Source organism: Corynebacterium sp. AOP36-E1-14 (genome assembly GCF_052377495.1).
In the GTDB taxonomy this organism is placed as follows: domain Bacteria; phylum Actinomycetota; class Actinomycetes; order Mycobacteriales; family Mycobacteriaceae; genus Corynebacterium.
In genome coordinates, this window is the sequence record NZ_JBQSWV010000040.1 from 1 (window position 1) to 19,516 (window position 19,516).

The 19,516-nt window shown below is 67.2% G+C and carries 19 protein-coding genes; 12 read left to right on the top strand and 7 right to left on the bottom strand.

From position 1 onward, the window contains the following. Window positions 1–31: 31 nt before the first annotated feature. Window positions 32–1,189, bottom strand: a complete 1,158-nt coding sequence (locus ACT3TD_RS13620; RefSeq protein ID WP_011013961.1) for a DNA methyltransferase — start codon at window positions 1,187–1,189, stop codon at window positions 32–34. 39 nt (window positions 1,190–1,228) lie between these two features. Beyond that, entirely contained in the window at window positions 1,229–2,332 is a 1,104-nt protein-coding gene (gene ychF, locus ACT3TD_RS13625) for a redox-regulated ATPase YchF (RefSeq protein ID WP_444615160.1), read from the bottom strand. A 207-nt stretch (window positions 2,333–2,539) separates the two neighbouring features. Between ychF and ACT3TD_RS13630 the strand changes: the two genes are divergently transcribed. From ACT3TD_RS13630 to ACT3TD_RS13645, 4 genes are read left to right on the top strand one after another with little or no spacing between them, the layout of a single operon-like run. Further along, entirely contained in the window at window positions 2,540–4,222 is a 1,683-nt protein-coding gene (locus ACT3TD_RS13630; RefSeq protein WP_444615161.1) for a sodium-dependent transporter, read from the top strand. After that, on the top strand, window positions 4,219–4,398 hold the full coding sequence (metS, locus tag ACT3TD_RS13635; RefSeq protein ID WP_441579936.1) for a methionine/alanine import NSS transporter subunit MetS: 180 nt from the start codon (window positions 4,219–4,221) through the stop codon (window positions 4,396–4,398). The genes ACT3TD_RS13630 and metS overlap by 4 nt, the downstream gene beginning before the upstream one ends. 43 nt (window positions 4,399–4,441) lie before the next feature. Continuing rightward, window positions 4,442–6,100 carry an AI-2E family transporter gene (locus ACT3TD_RS13640; RefSeq protein WP_444638025.1) on the top strand — a complete coding sequence of 553 codons (1,659 nt, stop codon included), beginning with the start codon at window positions 4,442–4,444 and terminating at the stop codon, window positions 6,098–6,100. 31 nt (window positions 6,101–6,131) lie between these two features. Further along, a complete protein-coding gene (locus ACT3TD_RS13645) occupies window positions 6,132–6,953 on the top strand; it encodes a DUF6542 domain-containing protein (RefSeq protein WP_444615163.1) in 822 nt (273 codons plus the stop codon). A gap of 84 nt (window positions 6,954–7,037) precedes the next feature. On the opposite strand, the gene ACT3TD_RS13650 is transcribed toward ACT3TD_RS13645, so the two are convergent. Further along, window positions 7,038–8,072 (bottom strand): 4-hydroxy-3-methylbut-2-enyl diphosphate reductase, encoded by a 1,035-nt coding sequence (locus tag ACT3TD_RS13650; protein WP_444615164.1) that lies wholly within the window; start codon window positions 8,070–8,072, stop codon window positions 7,038–7,040. Between the two features lie 35 nt (window positions 8,073–8,107). On the opposite strand from ACT3TD_RS13650, the gene xseA reads away from it, so the two are divergent. Both xseA and ACT3TD_RS13660 read left to right on the top strand, forming a co-directional pair. Next, window positions 8,108–9,478 (top strand): exodeoxyribonuclease VII large subunit, encoded by a 1,371-nt coding sequence (gene xseA, locus ACT3TD_RS13655; protein WP_444615166.1) that lies wholly within the window; start codon window positions 8,108–8,110, stop codon window positions 9,476–9,478. After that, window positions 9,471–9,728, top strand: a complete 258-nt coding sequence (locus ACT3TD_RS13660; RefSeq protein WP_301444008.1) for an exodeoxyribonuclease VII small subunit — start codon at window positions 9,471–9,473, stop codon at window positions 9,726–9,728. The genes xseA and ACT3TD_RS13660 overlap by 8 nt, the downstream gene beginning before the upstream one ends. Here the strand turns inward: ACT3TD_RS13660 and ACT3TD_RS13665 are convergent. Then, window positions 9,725–10,324, bottom strand: a complete 600-nt coding sequence (locus ACT3TD_RS13665) for a DUF4245 domain-containing protein (protein ID WP_441579669.1) — start codon at window positions 10,322–10,324, stop codon at window positions 9,725–9,727. The two genes, ACT3TD_RS13660 and ACT3TD_RS13665, sit on opposite strands and share 4 nt — an antisense overlap. A gap of 135 nt (window positions 10,325–10,459) precedes the next feature. On the opposite strand from ACT3TD_RS13665, the gene glpX reads away from it, so the two are divergent. From glpX to ACT3TD_RS13690, 5 genes are all read left to right on the top strand, one after another. After that, window positions 10,460–11,491: a class II fructose-bisphosphatase gene (gene glpX, locus ACT3TD_RS13670; protein WP_441579668.1), complete on the top strand. Its 1,032-nt coding sequence runs from the start codon at window positions 10,460–10,462 to the stop codon at window positions 11,489–11,491. 96 nt (window positions 11,492–11,587) lie between these two features. Continuing rightward, window positions 11,588–12,985 carry a class II fumarate hydratase gene (locus tag ACT3TD_RS13675; protein ID WP_441579667.1) on the top strand — a complete coding sequence of 466 codons (1,398 nt, stop codon included), beginning with the start codon at window positions 11,588–11,590 and terminating at the stop codon, window positions 12,983–12,985. 111 nt (window positions 12,986–13,096) lie between these two features. Next, window positions 13,097–14,011 (top strand): RNase H family protein, encoded by a 915-nt coding sequence (locus tag ACT3TD_RS13680; protein ID WP_441579666.1) that lies wholly within the window; start codon window positions 13,097–13,099, stop codon window positions 14,009–14,011. Between the two features lie 70 nt (window positions 14,012–14,081). Then, window positions 14,082–14,780: a TetR/AcrR family transcriptional regulator gene (locus ACT3TD_RS13685; RefSeq protein WP_444615167.1), complete on the top strand. Its 699-nt coding sequence runs from the start codon at window positions 14,082–14,084 to the stop codon at window positions 14,778–14,780. 69 nt (window positions 14,781–14,849) lie between these two features. After that, the gene (locus ACT3TD_RS13690) at window positions 14,850–16,427 is read left to right on the top strand and encodes an MDR family MFS transporter (RefSeq protein WP_441579665.1); all 1,578 of its coding nucleotides are present in this window, start codon (window positions 14,850–14,852) and stop codon (window positions 16,425–16,427) included. On the opposite strand, the gene ACT3TD_RS13695 is transcribed toward ACT3TD_RS13690, so the two are convergent. The 3 genes from ACT3TD_RS13695 to ACT3TD_RS13705 all read right to left on the bottom strand — a co-directional run bounded on the left by ACT3TD_RS13695 (window position 16,424) and on the right by ACT3TD_RS13705 (window position 19,081). After that, complete coding sequence (locus tag ACT3TD_RS13695; protein WP_441579664.1) at window positions 16,424–16,963, bottom strand: GNAT family N-acetyltransferase; 540 nt, start codon at window positions 16,961–16,963, stop codon at window positions 16,424–16,426. The two genes, ACT3TD_RS13690 and ACT3TD_RS13695, sit on opposite strands and share 4 nt — an antisense overlap. 48 nt (window positions 16,964–17,011) lie before the next feature. Further along, window positions 17,012–18,406 carry a PhoH family protein gene (locus ACT3TD_RS13700; RefSeq protein WP_444615168.1) on the bottom strand — a complete coding sequence of 465 codons (1,395 nt, stop codon included), beginning with the start codon at window positions 18,404–18,406 and terminating at the stop codon, window positions 17,012–17,014. Between the two features lie 84 nt (window positions 18,407–18,490). Next, window positions 18,491–19,081, bottom strand: coding sequence for a hypothetical protein (locus tag ACT3TD_RS13705; RefSeq protein ID WP_444615169.1), 591 nt, complete (start codon window positions 19,079–19,081; stop codon window positions 18,491–18,493). Between the two features lie 59 nt (window positions 19,082–19,140). On the opposite strand from ACT3TD_RS13705, the gene ACT3TD_RS13710 reads away from it, so the two are divergent. Further along, complete coding sequence (locus ACT3TD_RS13710; protein WP_301443349.1) at window positions 19,141–19,485, top strand: DUF5997 family protein; 345 nt, start codon at window positions 19,141–19,143, stop codon at window positions 19,483–19,485. The last annotated feature ends 31 nt before the right edge of the window (window positions 19,486–19,516 follow it).

Here is a 19,516-nt window from a genome sequence, read left to right on the forward strand (position 1 = left end):
CCGCTTGAACCGTCCCAGGTTTGGTGGCTCTTCACAGATGAGGGTGTAGCGCGTAGTCAAGGATCGAACGGCGTGGCGCTGCCCGGGTAGGCCCCTCCTTCATGTCCCGCCTAATAGGCCAGATCGGCGTCAGGCCATCCTGCGGACTGAAGTCAGGAGTTTCGTCAAGTGGCAATGCTTCGCCCGCGTGGCTGAGTCGCCCAGTCGACTCATCGAACCACACCGGATAGAACATATCTTTACGGTCAGCTCGAAGCGAGTCGTCGCCCGACCGCAAGAGCCCCTTCCATCGAGGCCTCTGCAGTTCCCCTTCAGCATCGGCCATGTCTCGATGCGTCAGAAGGTCGTCATCGACCGAACCGATTCGCGCGTCAGGACCAAATACAAAGAACGCATACTCTTCGACCCTCGAAAGATATCCCTGAGTAACGCCTTTAGGGTTGTTGACAATTGTGACGAGTTGCCGCGTAGATTCCGGGAAGAGCTGATCTAGCAACACGCCCAAACGGTTTACTTCATGCTCATCGATAGTTGCCACAAGAGTAGCATCGCTACGCATGAGCTCCCGACAGATCTTCAACCGTCGCTCCATGAACGCCAGCCATTTCGAGTGTCGATAGTCGTCATCACTCGCGACGTAATCGTTGTCGTACTTCCAGTCCCTCGCCCCGGTGTTGTACGGCGGGTCGATGTAGATGGCGTCGATGGAATGCCGGTGCGTATAGGTCAGCATCTCCAGCGCGTGGTAGTTCTCAGCGTTGACGACCGTGTGGAACGGCTTGTCGCCGCCCCGCTCAACCCTGCCTGTCTCCACCAGGCCGGGGTAGATGCGATCCCGGAACTCCGCGACGACCACCACGTCGTCGGCAAGCACTGCCCGAGTCTCGGGTTCTTCGACGTCGAGCTCCGCGAGATGAGCCACACGCTGCCCGTCGACGCACTCGATCCGAGTTGTCCGCCACAGCCGTTGGTCACCTGCCTTTGTCCCCCCTCGCGGAGGCAGCACCCGCACCTTGTCGCCGCGACGGACGACCCTGCCGGGCAGCTCGACAGCCTCAGGCTGATGCTGCTCAAAGACGAGCCCGAAGGTGCGACGCTTGGTCAGCGCAGCGACCTCGGCTTCCAGGTCAGTACCAAGTTGCGCGTCCGCCTTGCGCACCTGCCGCAGCAGTTCCGTCAGTCTCGACACGGATAGGGCTCCTTCGTCATCATCCGTAGCGCGTCCGGGCTATTTCTTACTTCCAGACGTAAGTCCCGTCCGGAACTCCACGACGTCGCCGTCCTGCATCACGTACTCCTTGCCCTCCTGGCGGACCTTGCCGTGGTTGCGGGCCTCGGCGACGGAACCGAACTCGTCCAGGTCGGAGAAGCCGACGATCTCGGCCTTGATGAAGCCACGCTCGAAGTCGGTGTGAATCACACCGGCGGCCTGCGGGGCGGTCGCACCCTGCGGGATCGTCCAGGCGCGCGTCTCCTTGGGGCCGGCCGTGAGGTAGGTCTGCAGACCCAGGGTCGCGAAACCAGCCTTGGCCAGCGTCGCCAGACCCGGCTCGTCCTGCCCGACGGACGCCAGCAGCTCGGCGGCCTCCTCGTCGTCGAGCTCCAGCAGCTCCGCCTCGGTGGCAGCGTCCAGGAACACGCAGTCCGCCGGCGCGACGAGGTCGCGCAGCTCCTGCTGCCGGGACTCGTCGGTCAGCACGGCCTCATCGGAGTTGAAGACGTAGAGGAAGGGCTTGGCGGTCATCAGGTGCAGCTCGCGGACCGCGGCGAGGTCGAATTCACCGGAGACCGAGGCGGAGTACAGCGTGCGGCCGTCCTCCAGGATCGTCTGGGCCTTCTTGGCGGCCTCGGCATGCTCGGCCTTGTCGCGGTCCTTGCGCCCCTCCTTCTCCAGGCGGGGCACCGCCTTCTCCACGGTCTGCAGGTCGGCGAGGATCAGCTCGGTCTCGATGACCGAGATGTCCGTGGCCGGGTCGACGCGGCCGTCGACGTGGATAACGTCGTCGTTAGAGAAGGCACGCACGACCTGGCAGATCGCGTCGGCCTCACGGATGTTCGCCAGGAAGGCGTTGCCCATCCCTTCGCCCTCGGAAGCGCCCTTGACGATGCCGGCGATGTCCACGAAGGACACCGTGGCCGGCAGGATGCGCTCGGAGGAGTAGATCTCGGCGAGCCGGGTCAGACGCGGGTCCGGCAGTTCGACGAGGCCGACGTTGGGCTCGATCGTGGCGAAGGGGTAGTTCGCGGCGAGGACGTCGTTGCGGGTCAGGGCATTGAACAGCGTGGACTTACCGACATTGGGCAGGCCGACGATTCCGAGAGTAAGGGTCACGGCGACCATCCTATCCGGTGGACTCCCCACCGGTCAGCCCGCCCCTCGCCCCTGCCACTCCACCCGGCCCCGCGCAGGACAGCACACCCGCCCGGGCCGTAAGCTCTCCACCAACTGTCCGTTTCCTGGAAGAGCAGTGGGAATCTAGGATAGATTCGATTTCTTCACTTCCCCTGCCGCAACAAGAGACCCCGGAGGCTCACGCACATGTCTGCAGACGCTCCCGCCGGGCCGCAGGTCGGATCAGACGGCAAGGACGGAAAGGTCACCCGCGACACGTTCAACTCGCGGCTCCTGTTCCTGTTCGCTGCCATCGGTTCCGCCGTCGGCCTCGGCAACATCTGGCGATTCCCCTACGTCGCCTACGAATCAGGCGGCGGAGCTTTCCTCGTCCCCTACATGATCGCCCTGCTCACCGCGGGCATCCCGCTGCTGTGGATGTTCTTCGCGCTGGGCCACCGGTTCCGTGGGTCGGCACCGCTGGTCTTCCGCCGTATCCACCCGCGCGCCGAGATCCTGGGCTGGGCCCAGGTCGGCATCTCCTTCTTCATCGCCGTCTACTACGCCGCGATCGTCGGGTGGGCGCTGCTCTACACGATGAAGTCCTTCACCAAAGGCTGGGGCGAGAACCCCGGCGAGTACTTCTCCGGGGAGTTCCTGCAGGCCGACACCGAGTCGGTGTTCTCCGGCACCTTCGTGATGCCGATCCTCATCACGATGATCGTCGTGTGGATCATCGTCCTGGCCACCCTCGTGCTCGACGTGAGCAAGGGCATCGGACGACTCAACATCATCTTCATCCCGCTGCTGCTGGTGCTCTTCATCGTCATGGTCGTGCGTGCACTGTTCCTCGACGGTGCCTCCACCGGCCTGGACGCCCTGTTCACGCCGGACTGGAATGCGCTGACCGACTCCTCGGTGTGGATCGCGGCCTACGGACAGATCTTCTTCTCGCTGTCCATCGGCTTCGGCATCATGATCACCTACTCGTCCTACCTGAAGCCGCGCTCGAACCTGACGAGCACCGGCCTGGTCACCGCCTTCGCGAACTCCTCCTTCGAGGTTCTGGCCGGTATCGGCGTGTTTGCCGCACTCGGCTTCATGTCGGCGGCGTCCGGCGTCCCGGTCAGTGAGGTCGCGACCTCCGGCATCGGCCTGGCCTTCGAGGCCTTCCCGACGATCATCAACCAGATGCCCGCCGGCGAGCTCTTCGGCATCCTGTTCTTCGCCAGCCTCGCCATCGCCGGCGTCACCTCCCTGATCTCGATCGTGGAGGTCGTCTCCTCGGCCGTGCGTGACAAGTTCGACATGTCCCGCCGTGCCGCCGCCCTGTCGGTCGGCGTGCCGATGGCCGTCCTGTCGATCCTCGCCTTCTCCGCCACGAGCGGACTGGTCACCCTCGACGTCATGGACAAGTTCACCAACAACGTCGGCATCGTGCTCGCCGCACTGGTCGCGATCATCGTGGTCGGTGTGATGACGATGCGGATCAACGAGCTGCAGCAGCACCTCAACGCCGTGTCCTCGTTCAAGGTCGGCGCCACCTGGCGCACCTTCCTGATGTACGTGACCTCCGTGATCCTCACCTTCACCCTCCTCAGCGAGGTCGCCACCCTGCTGGACGAGGGCTACGGCGGCTACGCGGACAATCAGGTCTTCACCTGGGGTTGGCTGGTGATCATCGTCGTCCTGGTGGCCGGGATCATCATGCACCTCATCCCGTTCACGCGTCGCTCGATGGTCCTCGACGGCACGCCGGGCTCCGACTTCGGTGTCCCGCCGGGCGGCCGTGCCCGCGGAGTGTCCAACCCCCTGGCCGACGCAGCCGACGGTGCTGACAGTAACCCGAGCCCCGCCGCCTCGTCCGCAACGCAAGGAGCGAACCGATGAGCACCACAGCGATCGTCATGATGGCCCTGTTCATGGTCTTCCTCTGGGGAGGCCTATTCATCGCCACGATCAACCTGCGCGACCACTCCGACGAGGAGTCCGGTGAGCTCGGGACCGCGCCCGGAACGACGGACGAGGACCTGATCTTCCACTCCACGTCCCACCCCGCGGGGTGAGTCCCCGGGCTACCCGGTGACGTACACCCCACCATCGTGCACAATGGGTGGGGTGAGCAGCGATTCGAACAACACCAACGGGGCCTCGGGAAGCAAGAAGCCCGACGGACCGAGCAGTCCGACCAACCCGGACCCGCGCGACGTGGTCGACGGCCGGGACTTCGCGGACATCCTCATGGGGTCAGGCCGCATGGACCCGGAGTCGTCACTCCCGCTTCCCGGCGAGGAGCCGGCGGCGGTGCGCAGCCCGAAGGAGGCCTCCGAGGAGTCCATTTTCCTGGAAGGCGACCCGGCGATGCAGGAGCCCGACGACAACGCCGAGGCCCTGCAGTCCGATGATGACGGCACCCCCGGCAAGGAGATCCGTGACCGCGCCGAGGTCATCGGCACCTCCGCACGCTGGACGGCGGGATGGAGCCTGCGTTTCCTCGTCACCGCCGCGGCCCTGTGGGTCCTCTTCTACGTCCTGTCCAGTCTATGGGCGGGCATTCTCCCGGCGATCCTCGCCATCATCGTATGTACCGTGCTCTGGCCGGTGGTCAGCCTCTTCCGCAAGTGGCACTTCCCCAACGCACTAGCCGTTCTGACAACACTGATCCTGTTCTTCGCGGTGTTCGGCGGTATCATCGCCGCCATCCTGCCGAGCGTCTCGAAGCAGATCCCCGACCTGGTGAACCGCGGTGCCGAAGGCATTGAACAGATCCAGAACTGGGTCGCCGGCCCGCCGCTGAACCTGCAGAGCGACCAGATCGACAACATGATCGACCAGGCCACGAGCTGGGTGCAGGACCAGACCGCCCAGATCACCCAGACCGCAATCACCGGCGTGTCCGCCGTCACCTCGGCGGCAATCACTCTGTTCGTGATGCTGGTCCTGATCTTCTTCTTCCTGAAGGACGGCGAGAAGTTCCTGCCGATGGTCCGGCGCATCGCCGGTCGCCGTGTCGGCTGGCACCTCACCGAGGTGCTGACCCGCTGCTGGAACACCCTGGGCGGCTTCATCCGCACGCAGGCGATCGTGAGCTTCATCGACGCCTTCTTCATCGGCCTGGGCCTCGTGATCCTCAACGTCCCGCTCGCCGGGCCCCTGGCGATCATCACCTTCTTCGGTGGCTTCATCCCGATCGTCGGTGCTTTCACCGCCGGTGCACTGGCAGTTCTGATTGCCCTGGTCGCCAACGGTTTCACCACCGCGCTCATCGTGTTGGGTGTCGTACTCCTCGTCCAGCAACTCGAGGGCAACGTGCTGCAGCCGGTGCTGCAGTCCAAGGCCATGAAGATGCACGCGGTCATCGTCCTGCTGTCCGTGATCATCGGTAGCGGCATGTTCGGCATCATCGGTGCCTTCCTGGCCGTGCCCGTGGCAGCGATGATCACCGAGGTCCTGCGCTACATCGGCGACCTCACCGACCTGGCCACCGGCGAGAAGCATTCCGCCGACATCAATTTCGCCACCTCGGCCGGCCAGCAGACCGGCGCCCAGCGAGAACAGGCCGCGCAGCGCTGGCAGGACTGGCGCAAGTCTCTCAAGAGTGACGAGTCCGGTGAGCCCAAGGCCTTCAGCCGGTTCCTCGCCCCCCTCCTGCCCGATGACAAGACCGACGACAAGACCGACGACAAGACCGACGACAAGACCGACGAGACCGACGAGACCGACAAGAACCAGAAGGACGACAAGCCGAGTGACGACTCCACCTCGTAGCCGTCCTGACCATCGGGTAACATCAGCCGCCGTGACTTCTGAGACCACTGACGAGCCCGCCCCGCTGAACCGCCGGGGCCTGATCCCGGTATGGGCTCCCCTGCTGGTGATGGCGGCTGTCATCCTCACCGGGGTCGTCCTCAGCGGGGTGGGCACGTCCTATGTCGTGCTCTTCACCGTGGCCGCGGCCGTGTGCACCGCGCTGGTGGAGCTGCGCGGCCTCTTCCTCACGGTCGTGCTGCTGCCGGTCTACTGGTTCTTCGGGATCACCGGCGTCGGGCTAATCAGCGCCGGCTCCGGAACCGCGGGATCGAGTTTCAAGACGACCCTGATCACCGCCGCGTACCCGGCGATCGAGAAGTTCCTCTGGCTGGCCGTCGCCTTCGTGATCTGTGTCGTCATCGCGGTCGCCCGTCACCGCATCGACGCCGCCGTGCTCAAGGCCCAGCACCGACGGGACCGCTCACGTCGCCGGCAGATGACGGACGCGGAGGAGAGCAACCAGCGCCTCAACGCCCGCTACCGCGACAAGGACCGGCCGTCGGGTGACCGGGCGTCCTACCGGGCCGAGCGTCCGGAGCGTCCCGAACGTCTGGAGCGTTCTGAGCGCCCAGAGCGTACCGATCGCTCCGAACCGCGCGCGGCGTCCTCACGCCGGTACAGCGAGCGTCCCCGCGGCGACTACCCGCGCTACCCGTCGCAGCGCGACGAAGCGTCCCGCGGCACGCAGGACTCCCCCGCCCCGGACGGGCAGGAGCAGCCGGAGACCCGCACCCGCACCGCCGCCGAACTGCGCGAGGCGAGCCGTCGTCGCCGTTCGAGGAGCCAGGACCGTCCCCTCGACATGGAGTGAGCGGCGCACGACCGACACCGCACGACGAAGGGGCCGACCCGGGAGAAGATTCCCGGGTCGGCCCCTTCGTCGTTGCCGCTGAGGTCAGCTGGCGTTGCGTGCCGGGCGCAGTTCGCGCGGCAGGGAGAACACCAGGTCCTCGGTGGCGGTGGTGACCTCTTCGATGCTGTTGAAGCCGTGCTCGGCGAGGAGCTCCAGCACACCGCGTACGAGCAGCTCCGGCACCGAGGCGCCGGAGGTCACGCCCACGGAGGTCACGCCCTCGAACCAGGCGGGGTCGACCTGCTCGGCATAGTCGACCAGGTGGGATTCCTTCGTGCCGTGCTGGAGCGCGACCTCGACGAGCCGCACCGAGTTTGACGAGTTCTGGGAACCGACGACGATCATCAACTCGACCTTCGGCGCGATCGCCTTGACCGCGACCTGGCGGTTCTGGGTGGCGTAGCAGATGTCGTCGCTTGGCGGGGTCTCCAGCTGGGGGAACTTCTCGTGCAGGAACTTCACCGTGCGCATCGTCTCGTCCACGCTCAGCGTGGTCTGCGACAGCCAGATCAGCTTCTGGTCCTCGGGGAACTCGAGGGCGTCGACGTCCTCCTTGCCGTCGACCAGGTGCACCACGTCCGGGGCCTCGCCCGCGGTACCCTCGACCTCCTCGTGACCGTGGTGGCCGATGAGGATGATCTGGTAGCCCTGCTTGGCGAAGCGCTTGACCTCGTTGTGCACCTTGGTGACCAGCGGGCAGGTCGCGTCGAAGGTCTTGAGCTTGAGCAGCTTGGCGTCCTCGTGCACCTTCGGCGAGACGCCGTGGGCGGAGAAGACGACGTTGGCGCCCTCGGGCACGTCCATGGTCTTGTCCACGAAGATCACGCCCTGCTCCTCCAGGGTCTTCACGACGTGCTTGTTGTGCACGATCTCCTTGCGGACGTACAGCGGGGCACCGTGCTTCTCGAGGGCCTTCTCCACGGTCTCCACGGCGCGGTCGACACCGGCGCAGTAGCCGCGCGGCGCCGCGAGCAGGACGCGCCTGGCGGAGCGGGCCGGGGTGTCGCGTTCCTCACGGTCGATGGTGGTCGTCGGGGCAGTTGTGGTGAAGTTATCCACAGGTGAAGCCTCAGTCATGTCCCCCATGCTATCGGACCTCTACAATCAGAGCCATGTCAGATGCCTCGTCCGCCTCGCCGACCGCAGCGACCGGTTCCCCACCGTCCCCGACCTCCGCGGAGGCGCCGTGGCCGGTCCATGTCGTCAACGACAAGGTGAAGGGGTGGATCGAACGTCTCGGCCACCTCTGGGTGGAGGGGCAGATCACCCAGGTCAACATGAAGCCGTCATGGAAGCTGTCCTACATCACCCTGCGTGACGTGGAGATGGAGCAGTCGGTCCCGTTGACCTGTTCCACCTCGATGCTGCGTTCCATGCCGACGCCGCTGAAGAACGGCGACCGCGTGGTGGTCTACGGCAAGCCGGCGTTCTACTCCGGGCGTGGCTCGTTCTCCCTGTGGGTCTCGCGGATCCAGCACGTGGGTGTGGGCGAGCTGCTGGCCAGGATGGAGCAGCTCAAGCGGGCGATGGACGCCGAGGGGCTGTTCGACCCGCGGTTGAAGCGTCCCCTGCCGTTCCTCCCGGGGCGGGTCGGACTGATCACGGGGCGCGGTTCGGCCGCCGAGCGCGACGTCCTGGCGGTCGCGCACGACCGCTGGCCCTCGGTGCAGACCGAGGTGATCAACACCGCGGTGCAGGGCCCGCAGGCGGTACCGCAGGTCATCGCCGCCCTGCAGCAGCTGGAGGACGACCCACGGGTGGACGTCGTCATCGTCGCGCGCGGCGGCGGCTCTGTGGAGGACCTGCTGCCGTTCTCAGAGGAGGCGCTGGTGCGCCAAGTCAGCCGGATGACCACACCGGTGGTCAGCGCCATCGGGCACGAACCGGACAACCCGATCCTCGACAACGTCGCCGACCTGCGGGCGGCAACGCCCACCGATGCCGCCAAGCGGGTCGTGCCGGACGTGGCGGCCGAGCTACGGCTCGTCTCCGAGCTTCGTGACCGCGCCGCCGGTGCCCTGCGCTCCTGGGTGGCCAATGAGCAGCGGGGCCTGGCGACGGTGCGCTCGCGTCCGGTCCTGGCCGACCCACTGCTGCCGATCCGCCGTCAGCAGGAACTGGTCACCGAGGCCCGCGAGCGCAACGACCGCGCACTGGGGATCACGATCCGCGACATGCGCTCCCAGGTGGTCTCGCTGAAGGCCCAGGTCAATGCATTGGGACCGTCGCAGACGTTGCGGCGTGGCTACTCGGTGGTGCAGGTCCTCCCCCGCGACCACACCCCGCCGCAGGTGGTGACCACCGTGGACGACGTGACCCCGGGGTCCCAGCTGCGCATCCGCGTCCTGGACGGATCGGTCACCGCCGCGGCGATGGCCGTGCAGCACTCCGAGACCGCGCCCGAGAAGCCGGCACCTGAGAAACCAGATACGACAGAATCAACCGACTCCCCCGAAAACAAGGAGACCCCGAGCGATGAGTGACACCGAGAACACCCAGACCTTCCGTCCGCTGGACGAACTGAGCTACGAGCAGGCCCGCGACGAGCTGGTGGAGGTCGTCAAGATCCTCGAGCTAGGCCAGATGAGCCTGGACGAGTCCCTGAAGTACTGGGAGCGCGGCGAGGAACTCGCCGCCTACTGCGAGCGCTACCTCGACGGTGCCTCGGAGCGGGTGGAGGCCGCACTGCAGAACCGCCGCCCCGACGGGGAGGATGACGGCGACCAGTCCTAACCGGTGACGATCGGGTCCGTGGTCACGACCTTGTCGGCCAGCGTCTCGTAGATCTCGCCGGTGGCGGTGCCCGACAGCATCACGGTGGAGTCCCCCAGGTCCGCGGCCCACACCGTGCGGGCGTCGTCACCGGTGAAGATGTGCCAGGTGACGGTGTCCCCGGCGGTCTCGGCCGTGACGCCGGAGGCGGAGCTCTCGCGCGAGTCGGTCTCCTCGCGGTACTCGTCGTCCACGTCGGCGACCGCGTCCTCCAGATCCACGGAGGTCTGGGTCAGGCCGATGTAGTAGCGCTCGTCGATGACCCAGCCGGCGATGGAGGACGGTTCCCGGTCGATCGTGGTGCGGCGACCGGAGTTCGCCTGCCAGTCGTCCGGCACGTCCGGGTTGCGCACCGGGAAGTTCAGGCTGCGGGCCTCCGAGCCGAGGATCGCGTCGATGTCGACCTCGTTGACCGGCCCCGTCGTCTCCGCCGGACCGGGGTTGTAGCTGCACAGACCGGTGAAGCCGACGGAGAACGCCATGACCACACCCAACACGCCCAGCGATATCAGCAGGTCACGGGTGGAGGTGAACGTGCGCGGTTTCTCGAGTTTCACGCCACCGATTATTGCAGACAGGTACCCCGGGGGCCCTAACCGTCACCCTCTGCACGACCGCAGCACGCGCCGGAGGGTGGCTCGTGGAACAATGGGGGGCACCCCCGACGCCCGATAGCAGAAAGCTGGTCTTCCATGACTTCCGGATCCGACTCCGTCCCCACCCCGCCCGAGGCCCTCCCCGCCTCCTCCCCGGACCGCAACCTGGCCATGGAGCTGGTGCGTGTTACCGAGGCGGCGGCCCTGGCGTCCGGCAAGTGGGTCGGCCGAGGGAAGAAGGAGTCCGGCGACGGTGCCGCCGTGGACGCCATGCGCAGGATGATCAACACCGTGCAGATGAACGGCACCGTGATCATCGGCGAGGGCGAGAAGGACGAGGCGCCGATGCTGTTCAACGGTGAGTCCGTCGGCACAGGCGAGGGCCCGGCCGTCGACATCGCCGTGGACCCGGTGGACGGCACCACGCTGATGGCCGAGGGACGCCCCAACGCCATCTCCGTGCTCGCCGCCGCCGAGCGCGGGTCGATGTACGACCCGTCCGCCGTGTTCTACATGAAGAAGATCGCCGTGGGCCCCGAGGCCGCCGGCAGCATCGACATCCAGGCACCCGCCGCCCACAACATCAACGCCGTCGCCAAGGCCAAGGGCGTTCACCCCTCGGACGTCACCGTCGTGGTGCTGGACCGTCCCCGTCACCACGACCTGATCGCGGAGATCCGCGCGGCGGGCGCGAAGGTGCGGCTCATCGGAGACGGCGACGTGGCCGGTGCCGTGGCCGCCGCCGGCGAGAGCCACGCGGTCGACCTGATGATGGGCACCGGCGGCACCCCGGAGGGCATCATCACCGCCTGCGCGATGAAGTGCATGGGCGGCGAGATCCAGGGCGTGCTGGCCCCCACCGACGACACCGAGCGGCAGAAGGCGATCGACGCCGGTCTGTCGCTCGACACCGTCCTGGGCACCAATGACCTGGTGTCCTCCGACAACTGCTACTTCGTCGCCACCGGCGTGACCAACGGCGACATGCTGCGCGGCGTCAGCTACCGCGCCGGCGGCGCGACCACCCGCTCGCTGGTGATGCGCGAGCGTTCCGGCACGATCCGCAGCATCGAGGCCACCCACCAACTGCAGAAGCTCAAGGACTACTCGGTCCAGGACTACATCTGATCCTCCCCCACCCCCGCAGGCACACCGTCCGGAACGCCTGCGGGTACCCTTATATGTCAGTCGTCACAATAATCAGGAAGGACACGACAGTTCATTATGAGTGAGCAGGAATTCCGCATCGAGCACGACACCATGGGTGAGGTCAAGGTCCCGGCCAAGGCCCTGTGGCGTGCACAGACCCAGCGTGCCGTGGAGAACTTCCCGATCTCCGACCGGCCCCTGGAGGCCGCGCAGATCCGTGCCATGGGCCTGCTGAAGGCAGCCTGCGCCCAGGTCAACAAGGACTCCGGCGCGTTGGACGGCACCAAGGCGGACGCCATCATCGCCGCCGGCAAGGCCATCGCCGAGGGCACCTACAACGACGAGTTCCCGATCGACGTCTTCCAGACCGGTTCGGGCACCTCGTCGAACATGAACACCAACGAGGTCATCGCCTCGCTGGCCAAGCAGGACGGGGTGGACATCCACCCGAACGACGACGTGAACATGGGCCAGTCGTCGAACGACACCTTCCCCACCGCCACGCACGTCGCGGCGACCGAGGCGGCCGTCACCAGCCTGATCCCGGCACTGAAGACCCTGCACTCCTCCCTCGCGGCGAAGGCCACCGAGTGGAAGAACGACGTGAAGTCCGGCCGCACCCACCTCATGGACGCCGTCCCGGTGACCCTGGGCCAGGAGTTCGGCGGCTACGCCCGTCAGATCGAGCTGGGCATCCAGCGCATCGAGGCCACCCTGCCGCGTCTCGGCGAGCTGGCCATCGGCGGCACCGCCACCGGTACCGGCCTGAACACCTCCGCCGACTTCGGCGCGAAGGTCACCGAGGAGCTCAAGAAGCTCACCGGTGTCGAGGAGCTGACCGAGGCGGAGAACCACTTCGAGGCACAGGCCGCCCGCGACGCGCTCGTGGAGTTCTCCGGTGCGATGCGCACCGTGGCCGTCTCGCTGAACAAGATCGCCAACGACATCCGCATGATGGGCTCCGGCCCGCTGACCGGCTTCGGTGAGATCCACCTCCCCGACCTGCAGCCGGGTTCCTCGATCATGCCCGGCAAGGTCAACCCGGTGCTGTGCGAGACCGCCACCCAGGTCGCCGCGCAGGTCATCGGCAACGACGCCGCCATCACCTTCGGTGGTGCACAGGGCCACTTCGAGCTCAACGTGTTCATCCCGATGATGGCCCGCAACGTGCTGGAGTCCGCCAAGCTGCTCGCCAACACCTCCACGGTGTTCGCCGAGCGCCTGGTCGACGGCATCGAGCCGAACAACGAGCGTATGCGCACCCTGGCGGAGTCCTCACCGTCCATCGTGACCCCGCTGAACTCCGCGATCGGCTACGAGGCCGCCGCAAAGGTCGCCAAGACCGCGCTGGCCCAGGGCAAGACCATCCGCCAGACCGTGATCGACCTGGGCTTCGTGCCCGAGACCCTGTCGGAGGAGGAGCTGGACAAGCGCCTCGACGTGCTCGCCATGGCGAACACCGACCGCGACTAACAGCTCCAGCCGTCCCCGCAGTGAGGGGACGACGGGAAGAGAGGGGCACCGCGACACCACCGTCGCGGTGCCCCTCTTCCCATGTCCGTGGCGTGTGGGACGATACCTTGCATGACGATCACCGCAGCCGCTGACGGCTCCGCCCTCGGAAACCCCGGCCCCGCAGGCTGGGCCTGGTACATCGACGACGACACCTGGAAGGCCGGCGGCTGGCCGCACGGCACGAACAACATGGGCGAGCTCAAGGCCGTCCTGGACCTGCTGGAGAGCACGGCCGCGCACCCGGACGCCGCGGGCCAGCACCTGCTGATCCTGTGTGACTCCCAGTACGTGATCAACTCGGTGACGAAGTGGATGCCCGGATGGAAGCGCAAGGGCTGGAAGAAGCGCGACGGCAAGCCGGTGCAGAACGTCGACCTGATGAAGGCGATCGACGCGGCGATGCAGGGCAGGGACGTCGCCTTCGAGTGGGTGAAGGGGCACGCCGGGCACCCGATGAACGAGGCGGCGGACAAGCGGGCGAACGCCGCCGCCACCGCCTTCTCGCAACGCCGCTCCCCCGAGACCGGCCCCGGCCTCGACGGGACAGCCGTAGCGGCGCAGGACGCCGCGACGTCCGACGCGCCCGGTGCGTCCGGCGCCGCGCAGGACGCACACGTCGCACAGGACGCAGAGGACGCCGCCGCGCGGGAGCTGGCGCTCTACACCGACGAGGTGCGCGGCAACCGTGAATTCGCCGAGGCACTGCTGCACCCGGACCTGCACGTCGTCGACCGTGACGGGCGGGTTCTCGACCGTGCGGGGTTCCTGGACTCGCTGGCGCCGCTGCGCGGGTTCGACCGGTTGGAGGTCTCCGACGTGGTGACCGAGGCGTTGGGGGACGACGCGGTGCTGGTGCGGTCCACGGCGACGGGGGCCTACGGGACCACGGTGCGCAGCTCGGTGTGGGTGCGTGCCGGCGGAGGCTCCGGGGAGGGTGACGCTCATCTCATTCTGCGTCACCATCAGCAAACCGCGCGGGGCTGACTACCCCCATAATGGGGTTAACGATATTTTTGCATTGCGTGCAAGTTTTCACCGGGTGTAGACCTGTCTCGTGACTGAGACAAGGAATGAATCCGCAACGGGCGCCGACGGGTGTGGCCTCCGCGAGCGAAAGCGCCGGGAGACCCGGCTCCGCATCGAGGACTGCGCCACCGAACTCATCCTCGCCCGCGGGTTCGACCAGGTCACCATCAACGAGATCTGCGAGAAGGCCGACGTGAGCCGCCGGACCTTCTTCAACTACTTCGAGTCAAAGGACCAGGTCGCCGCAGGACGCGGCGTCCCCCCGATCCCGCCGGAGGTGATGGACGCCTTCGCCGCGACCGACTCCCCCAACATCATCCGCGACATCCTCGACTTCATCGGACGTTCGCTGGACGACGACCCCGAGTCCTCGCCGCGCCTGTCCACGGACCCGCGGACCAGCATGAAGATCAGGGAACGGCGACGCCAGATCGTCCAGGAGACCCCGCTGCTGACCGTCGCGGGGATGCGCCGGTTCGACGAACTCGCCGGGGACATCCTGGCCGCGATCGACGCCCACCTCTCCCGTTACCCGCAGCGTCGGCACCTCCCGGACCTCACCGTCCACGAGGAGGCCCTGCTGCTCACCGGCCTGGTCCGCACCACCCTGGCCACCGGCGGCCTGTTCCACCGCGACCAGCCGGAGAAGGACCGACGCGAGATCCTCACCTTCGCCGGACGCAACCTCACCCAACTGTCGGCGGCCTACACCACCGGTTGGGACTGACCTTCCGTCCGGCACCACCGTCACCCCCTGCACGACTACTGCGTAAGAAAGCACGAGAAGAGATCCTCCATGAGCACAGTTGAGAAGGTAGAGTCGTCGCCGACGACTCCAGAGGACACCACCGCCTCGAAGAACAACATCCCCCTGGTCTTCGCCAGCCTCATGCTCGGCATGCTGCTGGTCTCCCTGGGCCAGACCATCTTCGCCACCGCCCTGCCGACCGTCGTCGGCGAGCTCGGCGGCGTGGACCAGATGAGCTGGGTGATCACCGCCTTCCTGCTCGCCCAGACCATCGGCCTGCCGATCTACGGCAAGCTCGGTGACCAGATCGGCCGCAAGCCGCTGTTCATCTTCGCCCTGAGCATGTACCTGATCGGCTCGGTCGTCGGTGCACTGGGCCAGAACATCTGGATCATCATCGTCGCCCGCGCCATCCAGGGCCTCGGCGGCGGCGGCATGATGGTGCTGTCCCAGGCGATCATCGCCGACATCATCCCCGCCCGCCAGCGCGGCAAGTACATGGGCCTGATGGGCTCCGTCTTCGGCCTGTCCTCCGTGCTGGGCCCGTTGCTCGGCGGTTTCTTCACCGACGGTCCCGGCTGGCGCTGGGCACTGTGGTTCAACGTTCCGCTGGCCCTGGTCGCCATCGCGATCGCCGTCTTCGCCATGCACCTGCCGGCACGCGGCAGCGGACACGCCAAGCTCGACATGTGGGGCACGGTCTTCATGGCCGGCTTCGCCACCTGCCTGATCCTCTTCCTCAGCTGGGGCGGCAAGGACTACGAGTGGGGTTCGGTCACCATCATCGGCCTGATCATCGCCACCGTGGTCTGCGCGGTGCTCTTCGTCTTCGTCGAGCTCAGGGCGGATGAACCGCTGATCCCGATGACCCTGTTCACCAACCGCAACTTCGTGCTGTGCACCCTCGCCGGCCTCGTCATCGGCGTGGTCATGCTGGGCACCCTGTCCTACATGCCGACCTACATCCAGATGGTCCACGGGATGTCCCCGACCAAGGCCGGCCTGATGATGATCCCGATGATCCTCGGCATGATGCCGACCTCGATCGTGGTGGGCATCATCGTCAGCCGCACGGGCAACTACAAGTGGTACCCGGTGGTCGGCATGTTCGTCACCGCCGTCGGCCTGTTCCTGCTCGGCGGTCTGGAGACCCACGACAGCCTGCTGCACCTGGGCCTGGTCCTGTTCGTCTTCGGCTTCGGCCTGGGCTGCGCGATGCAGATCCTCGTGCTGATCGTGCAGAACGCGTTCCCGGTCAGCATGGTCGGCACGGCCACCGCCTCGAACAACTTCTTCCGCCAGATCGGCATGTCCGTCGGTTCGGCCGTCGTCGGTTCGGTGTTCACCTCCCGCCTGCAGTCGCTGATGGGTGACCGCGTCCCGGTGGCCATGCAGGAGATGGGTCCGGACGCGGCGAACTACGCCGACTCCTTCTCGGACTCCGGCTCGCACAGCATCACCCCGGACATGGTCAGCCACCTGCCCGGCGCCCTGCACGAGGCCGTGATCACCAGCTACAACGATGCACTGGTGCCGATCTTCACCGTGCTGATCCCCCTGGCGGTCGTCGCCGGCGTCGTCCTGATCTTCACCCGTCAGGAGAAGCTCAAGGACACCGTCGACTAACCGCCCACGCGTTCCCGGTACTCCGGGTACGCGGGCCCTCCCTCGAGGATCTTCTCCAGCAGGAGGATGTCGCGCCAGCGACCCTCCATCGGCCCGTAGTTCATACGGGCCATCGTGTGTGCCACGCCGATCTCGGTGAAACCACGCGAGAGGTGCAGCTTCAACGACCCCTGGTTCTCCGGGAACACCATGGAGTGCATCGCCCAGTATCCGGCGTCGGTCGCCGCCTGGATCATGTGGTCAAGCAGCGCCCCGGCGACCCCGCGGCCGGCGGCGTCCGGCGCGATGTAGACCGAGTCCTCCACCACCCCGGCGAACACCTCGCGGCGCGACGCCTTGGCCGCCGAGACCCACCCCAGGACGTCCCCGTCCTCGTCGGCGACGAACATCAGGTCACCGATCTTGTGCTCGGTGAAACCGTCCCAGGTGGGGGCCTCCCCCTCGTAGGTCGCGTGTCCGGTGTCCATGCCCGACTGCTGGATGCGCGCCACCTGGGCGTAGTCGTCCCTCCGCATGGGACGAATCTTGAATGTCATGCAAGGCATTGTAAACGTGCCGGGACCTCGGCGCAGCCGTGCAGCGCATCAGCCCTTTTCAAGCAGGCTGGTGACCAGTTCCGCGACGGCTGAACGCTCGGACCGGGTCAGGGTGACGTGCGCGAACAGCGGGTTGCCCTTGAGCTTCTCGACCACGGCGAGCACACCGTCGTGGCGTCCCACGCGCAGGTTGTCGCGCTGGGCCACGTCGTGGGTGAGCACCACCCGGGAGTTGCGCCCCAGCCGGGACAGCACGGTGAGCAGCACGTTGCGTTCCAGCGACTGCGCCTCGTCGACGATGACGAAGCTGTCGTGGATGCTCCGCCCGCGGATGTGCGTCAGCGGCAGCACCTCCAGCAGCCCGCGGTCGTCGATCTCGTCGAGGACGTTCTCGCTGACCAGCCCGTCGAGCGTGTCGTACACCGCCTGTGTCCACGGGTTCATCTTCTCGACGCCGTCGCCGGGCAGGTAGCCGAGGTCCTGGCCGCCGACGGCGTGCAGCGGGCGGAAGACCACGATCCGACGGTGCGACTGGCGTTCCAGCACCGCCTCCAGCCCGGCGCACAGCGCCAGCGCCGACTTGCCCGTGCCGGCGGAGCCGCCGAGCGAGACAATGCCCACCTCCTCGTCGAGCAGGATGTCCAGCGCCACGCGCTGGCGGGCGCTGCGTCCCCGCAGGCCGAAGGCCTCCCGGTCCTGCGGGACCTGGCGCAGCACCCCGTTGGACGCCACGCGCGCGAGCGCCGACTGGCTGCCGGCGGTCAGCTGGACGCCGCAGTGCACCGGAAGGTCCACGGCGTCCTCCACCTCCCCGGTGGCGTCCACCGCGCCGTCGGTGAAGAGCCCGTCGATGAGACCGGCGCTGACCTCGGCGGTCACCATGCCCTCGTAGCCGGTGAGGACGACGTCCTGCGCGCGGTATTCGTCGGCGTCCAGCCCCACCGCGCCGGCCTTCACGCGCAGCGGGACATCCTTCGTGACCAGGGTGACGGTGTAGCCCTCGGCGCGCAGGTTCAGTGCGGAGGCGAGGATGCGACGGTCGTTGTCCGCGCCGTCGTCCGGGCGGGCGCGCAGCCCGGCGGGCAGGACGGACTGGTCGACGTGGTTGAGCTCCACGCGCAGCGTCCCGCCGTCCGGGGTGACCTCGATGGCACGGTCCAGCCGGCCGCTGGTGCGGCGCAGGTCCTCGAGCAGGCCGAGCGCCTGGCGGGCGAACCAGCCGAGTTCGGGGTGCTGACGCTTGGCCTCCAGCTCGCTGACCACCACGATGGGCAGGACCACGTGGTGCTCGGCAAACTTCAGCAGTGCCCACGGGTCGGAGAGCAGGACGGAGGTGTCGACGACGTACGTGCGGACCGCGCCCGGGGTTCCGGAGGCGGTGGAGGTGGCTGCTGACGGGGCGGCGGAGGGGGCGGTTGAGGTGGTGACGGTGGCTCTGGTCATGCCCCCGAGGCTAGGAAGCACACGTGTAGATCACATGGTTGTGAGATGAAGTCTGGGTGAACTCACCGGGAAACCAGCCGGAGACTACCGGGAGCTGGAGGAACGCCTGCCACGGCAGATTCCGACGAACTGCTGCACGACCTCGTCATCGCGCTCACGCAGCCACACCAGTGCGATCCGGGTCGGCGCCTGCCCCGCCAGGCGCCGGTGGACGACACCGCGCCGGTTCACCGCGCGCAGCAGCGGACGCGGGGCGACGACCACGCCGACGTTCGCGGCGACCACGTCGAGGTGCTCACGCACCGCCACCGGGTCCACGCCGCGGTAGAGCACCATCTCCCCGTCCATGTCGGACGCGGTGACCTCCTCGTTCTCCCCCACCGCCTCCAGCACGTGCTCCTTGGGCACCGCGACCCCCGGCTGCTCCTCGTAGAGCACGACCCGGTGCAGGCCGAGACGGTCCATCGCCGCCTCGTCCACGTTGCTGTCCGGCATACCCTCCCACTCGCCGGGCAACCGGACGAGGGCGATGTCGGCGGCACCGCTGCGGACGTGGGCGAGCGGGTCGTCGGCGGCGGCGGAGGCGACCTTCCAGCCTTCAATCCTCCCGTCGAACCTGCCGAACCATTTACCGGGGACGACACCGGGCGCGAAGACGACCTTCAGGTAGTGCATGGCGACCATCGTATCCCCCACGGGCCGACCGGTTAGACTCTGCAGGTATGAGTGAACGGATGAAACCCCAGACCGCGGCGAAGAAGCTGAACATCTACCTCCCCGCGACCCCGGCCGCTTTCCAGGAAGGCACGCTCGGCCACGACGAGTTCGTGGCCCTGCAGAACAACCCGCCCGAGTGGCTGCAGGACTTGCGCCGCGAAGGCCCGCACCCGCGCCCGGAGGTGGCCCGCAAGCTCGGGATCACCATCACCGCGCTGAAGGCCAACGACATGGACAAGCCGCTGACGACCGCCGACATCAAGGCCCTGCTGGAGAACCAGCCCGACTGGCTGCGCAGTGCCCGGAGTTCCCTGGCGGAGAACCGCACGACCGGCGACGCCGAGGCCGACTCGCAGGAGTAGGAGCCTTCCTGCCTCGCGGGGGCAGGGCGCA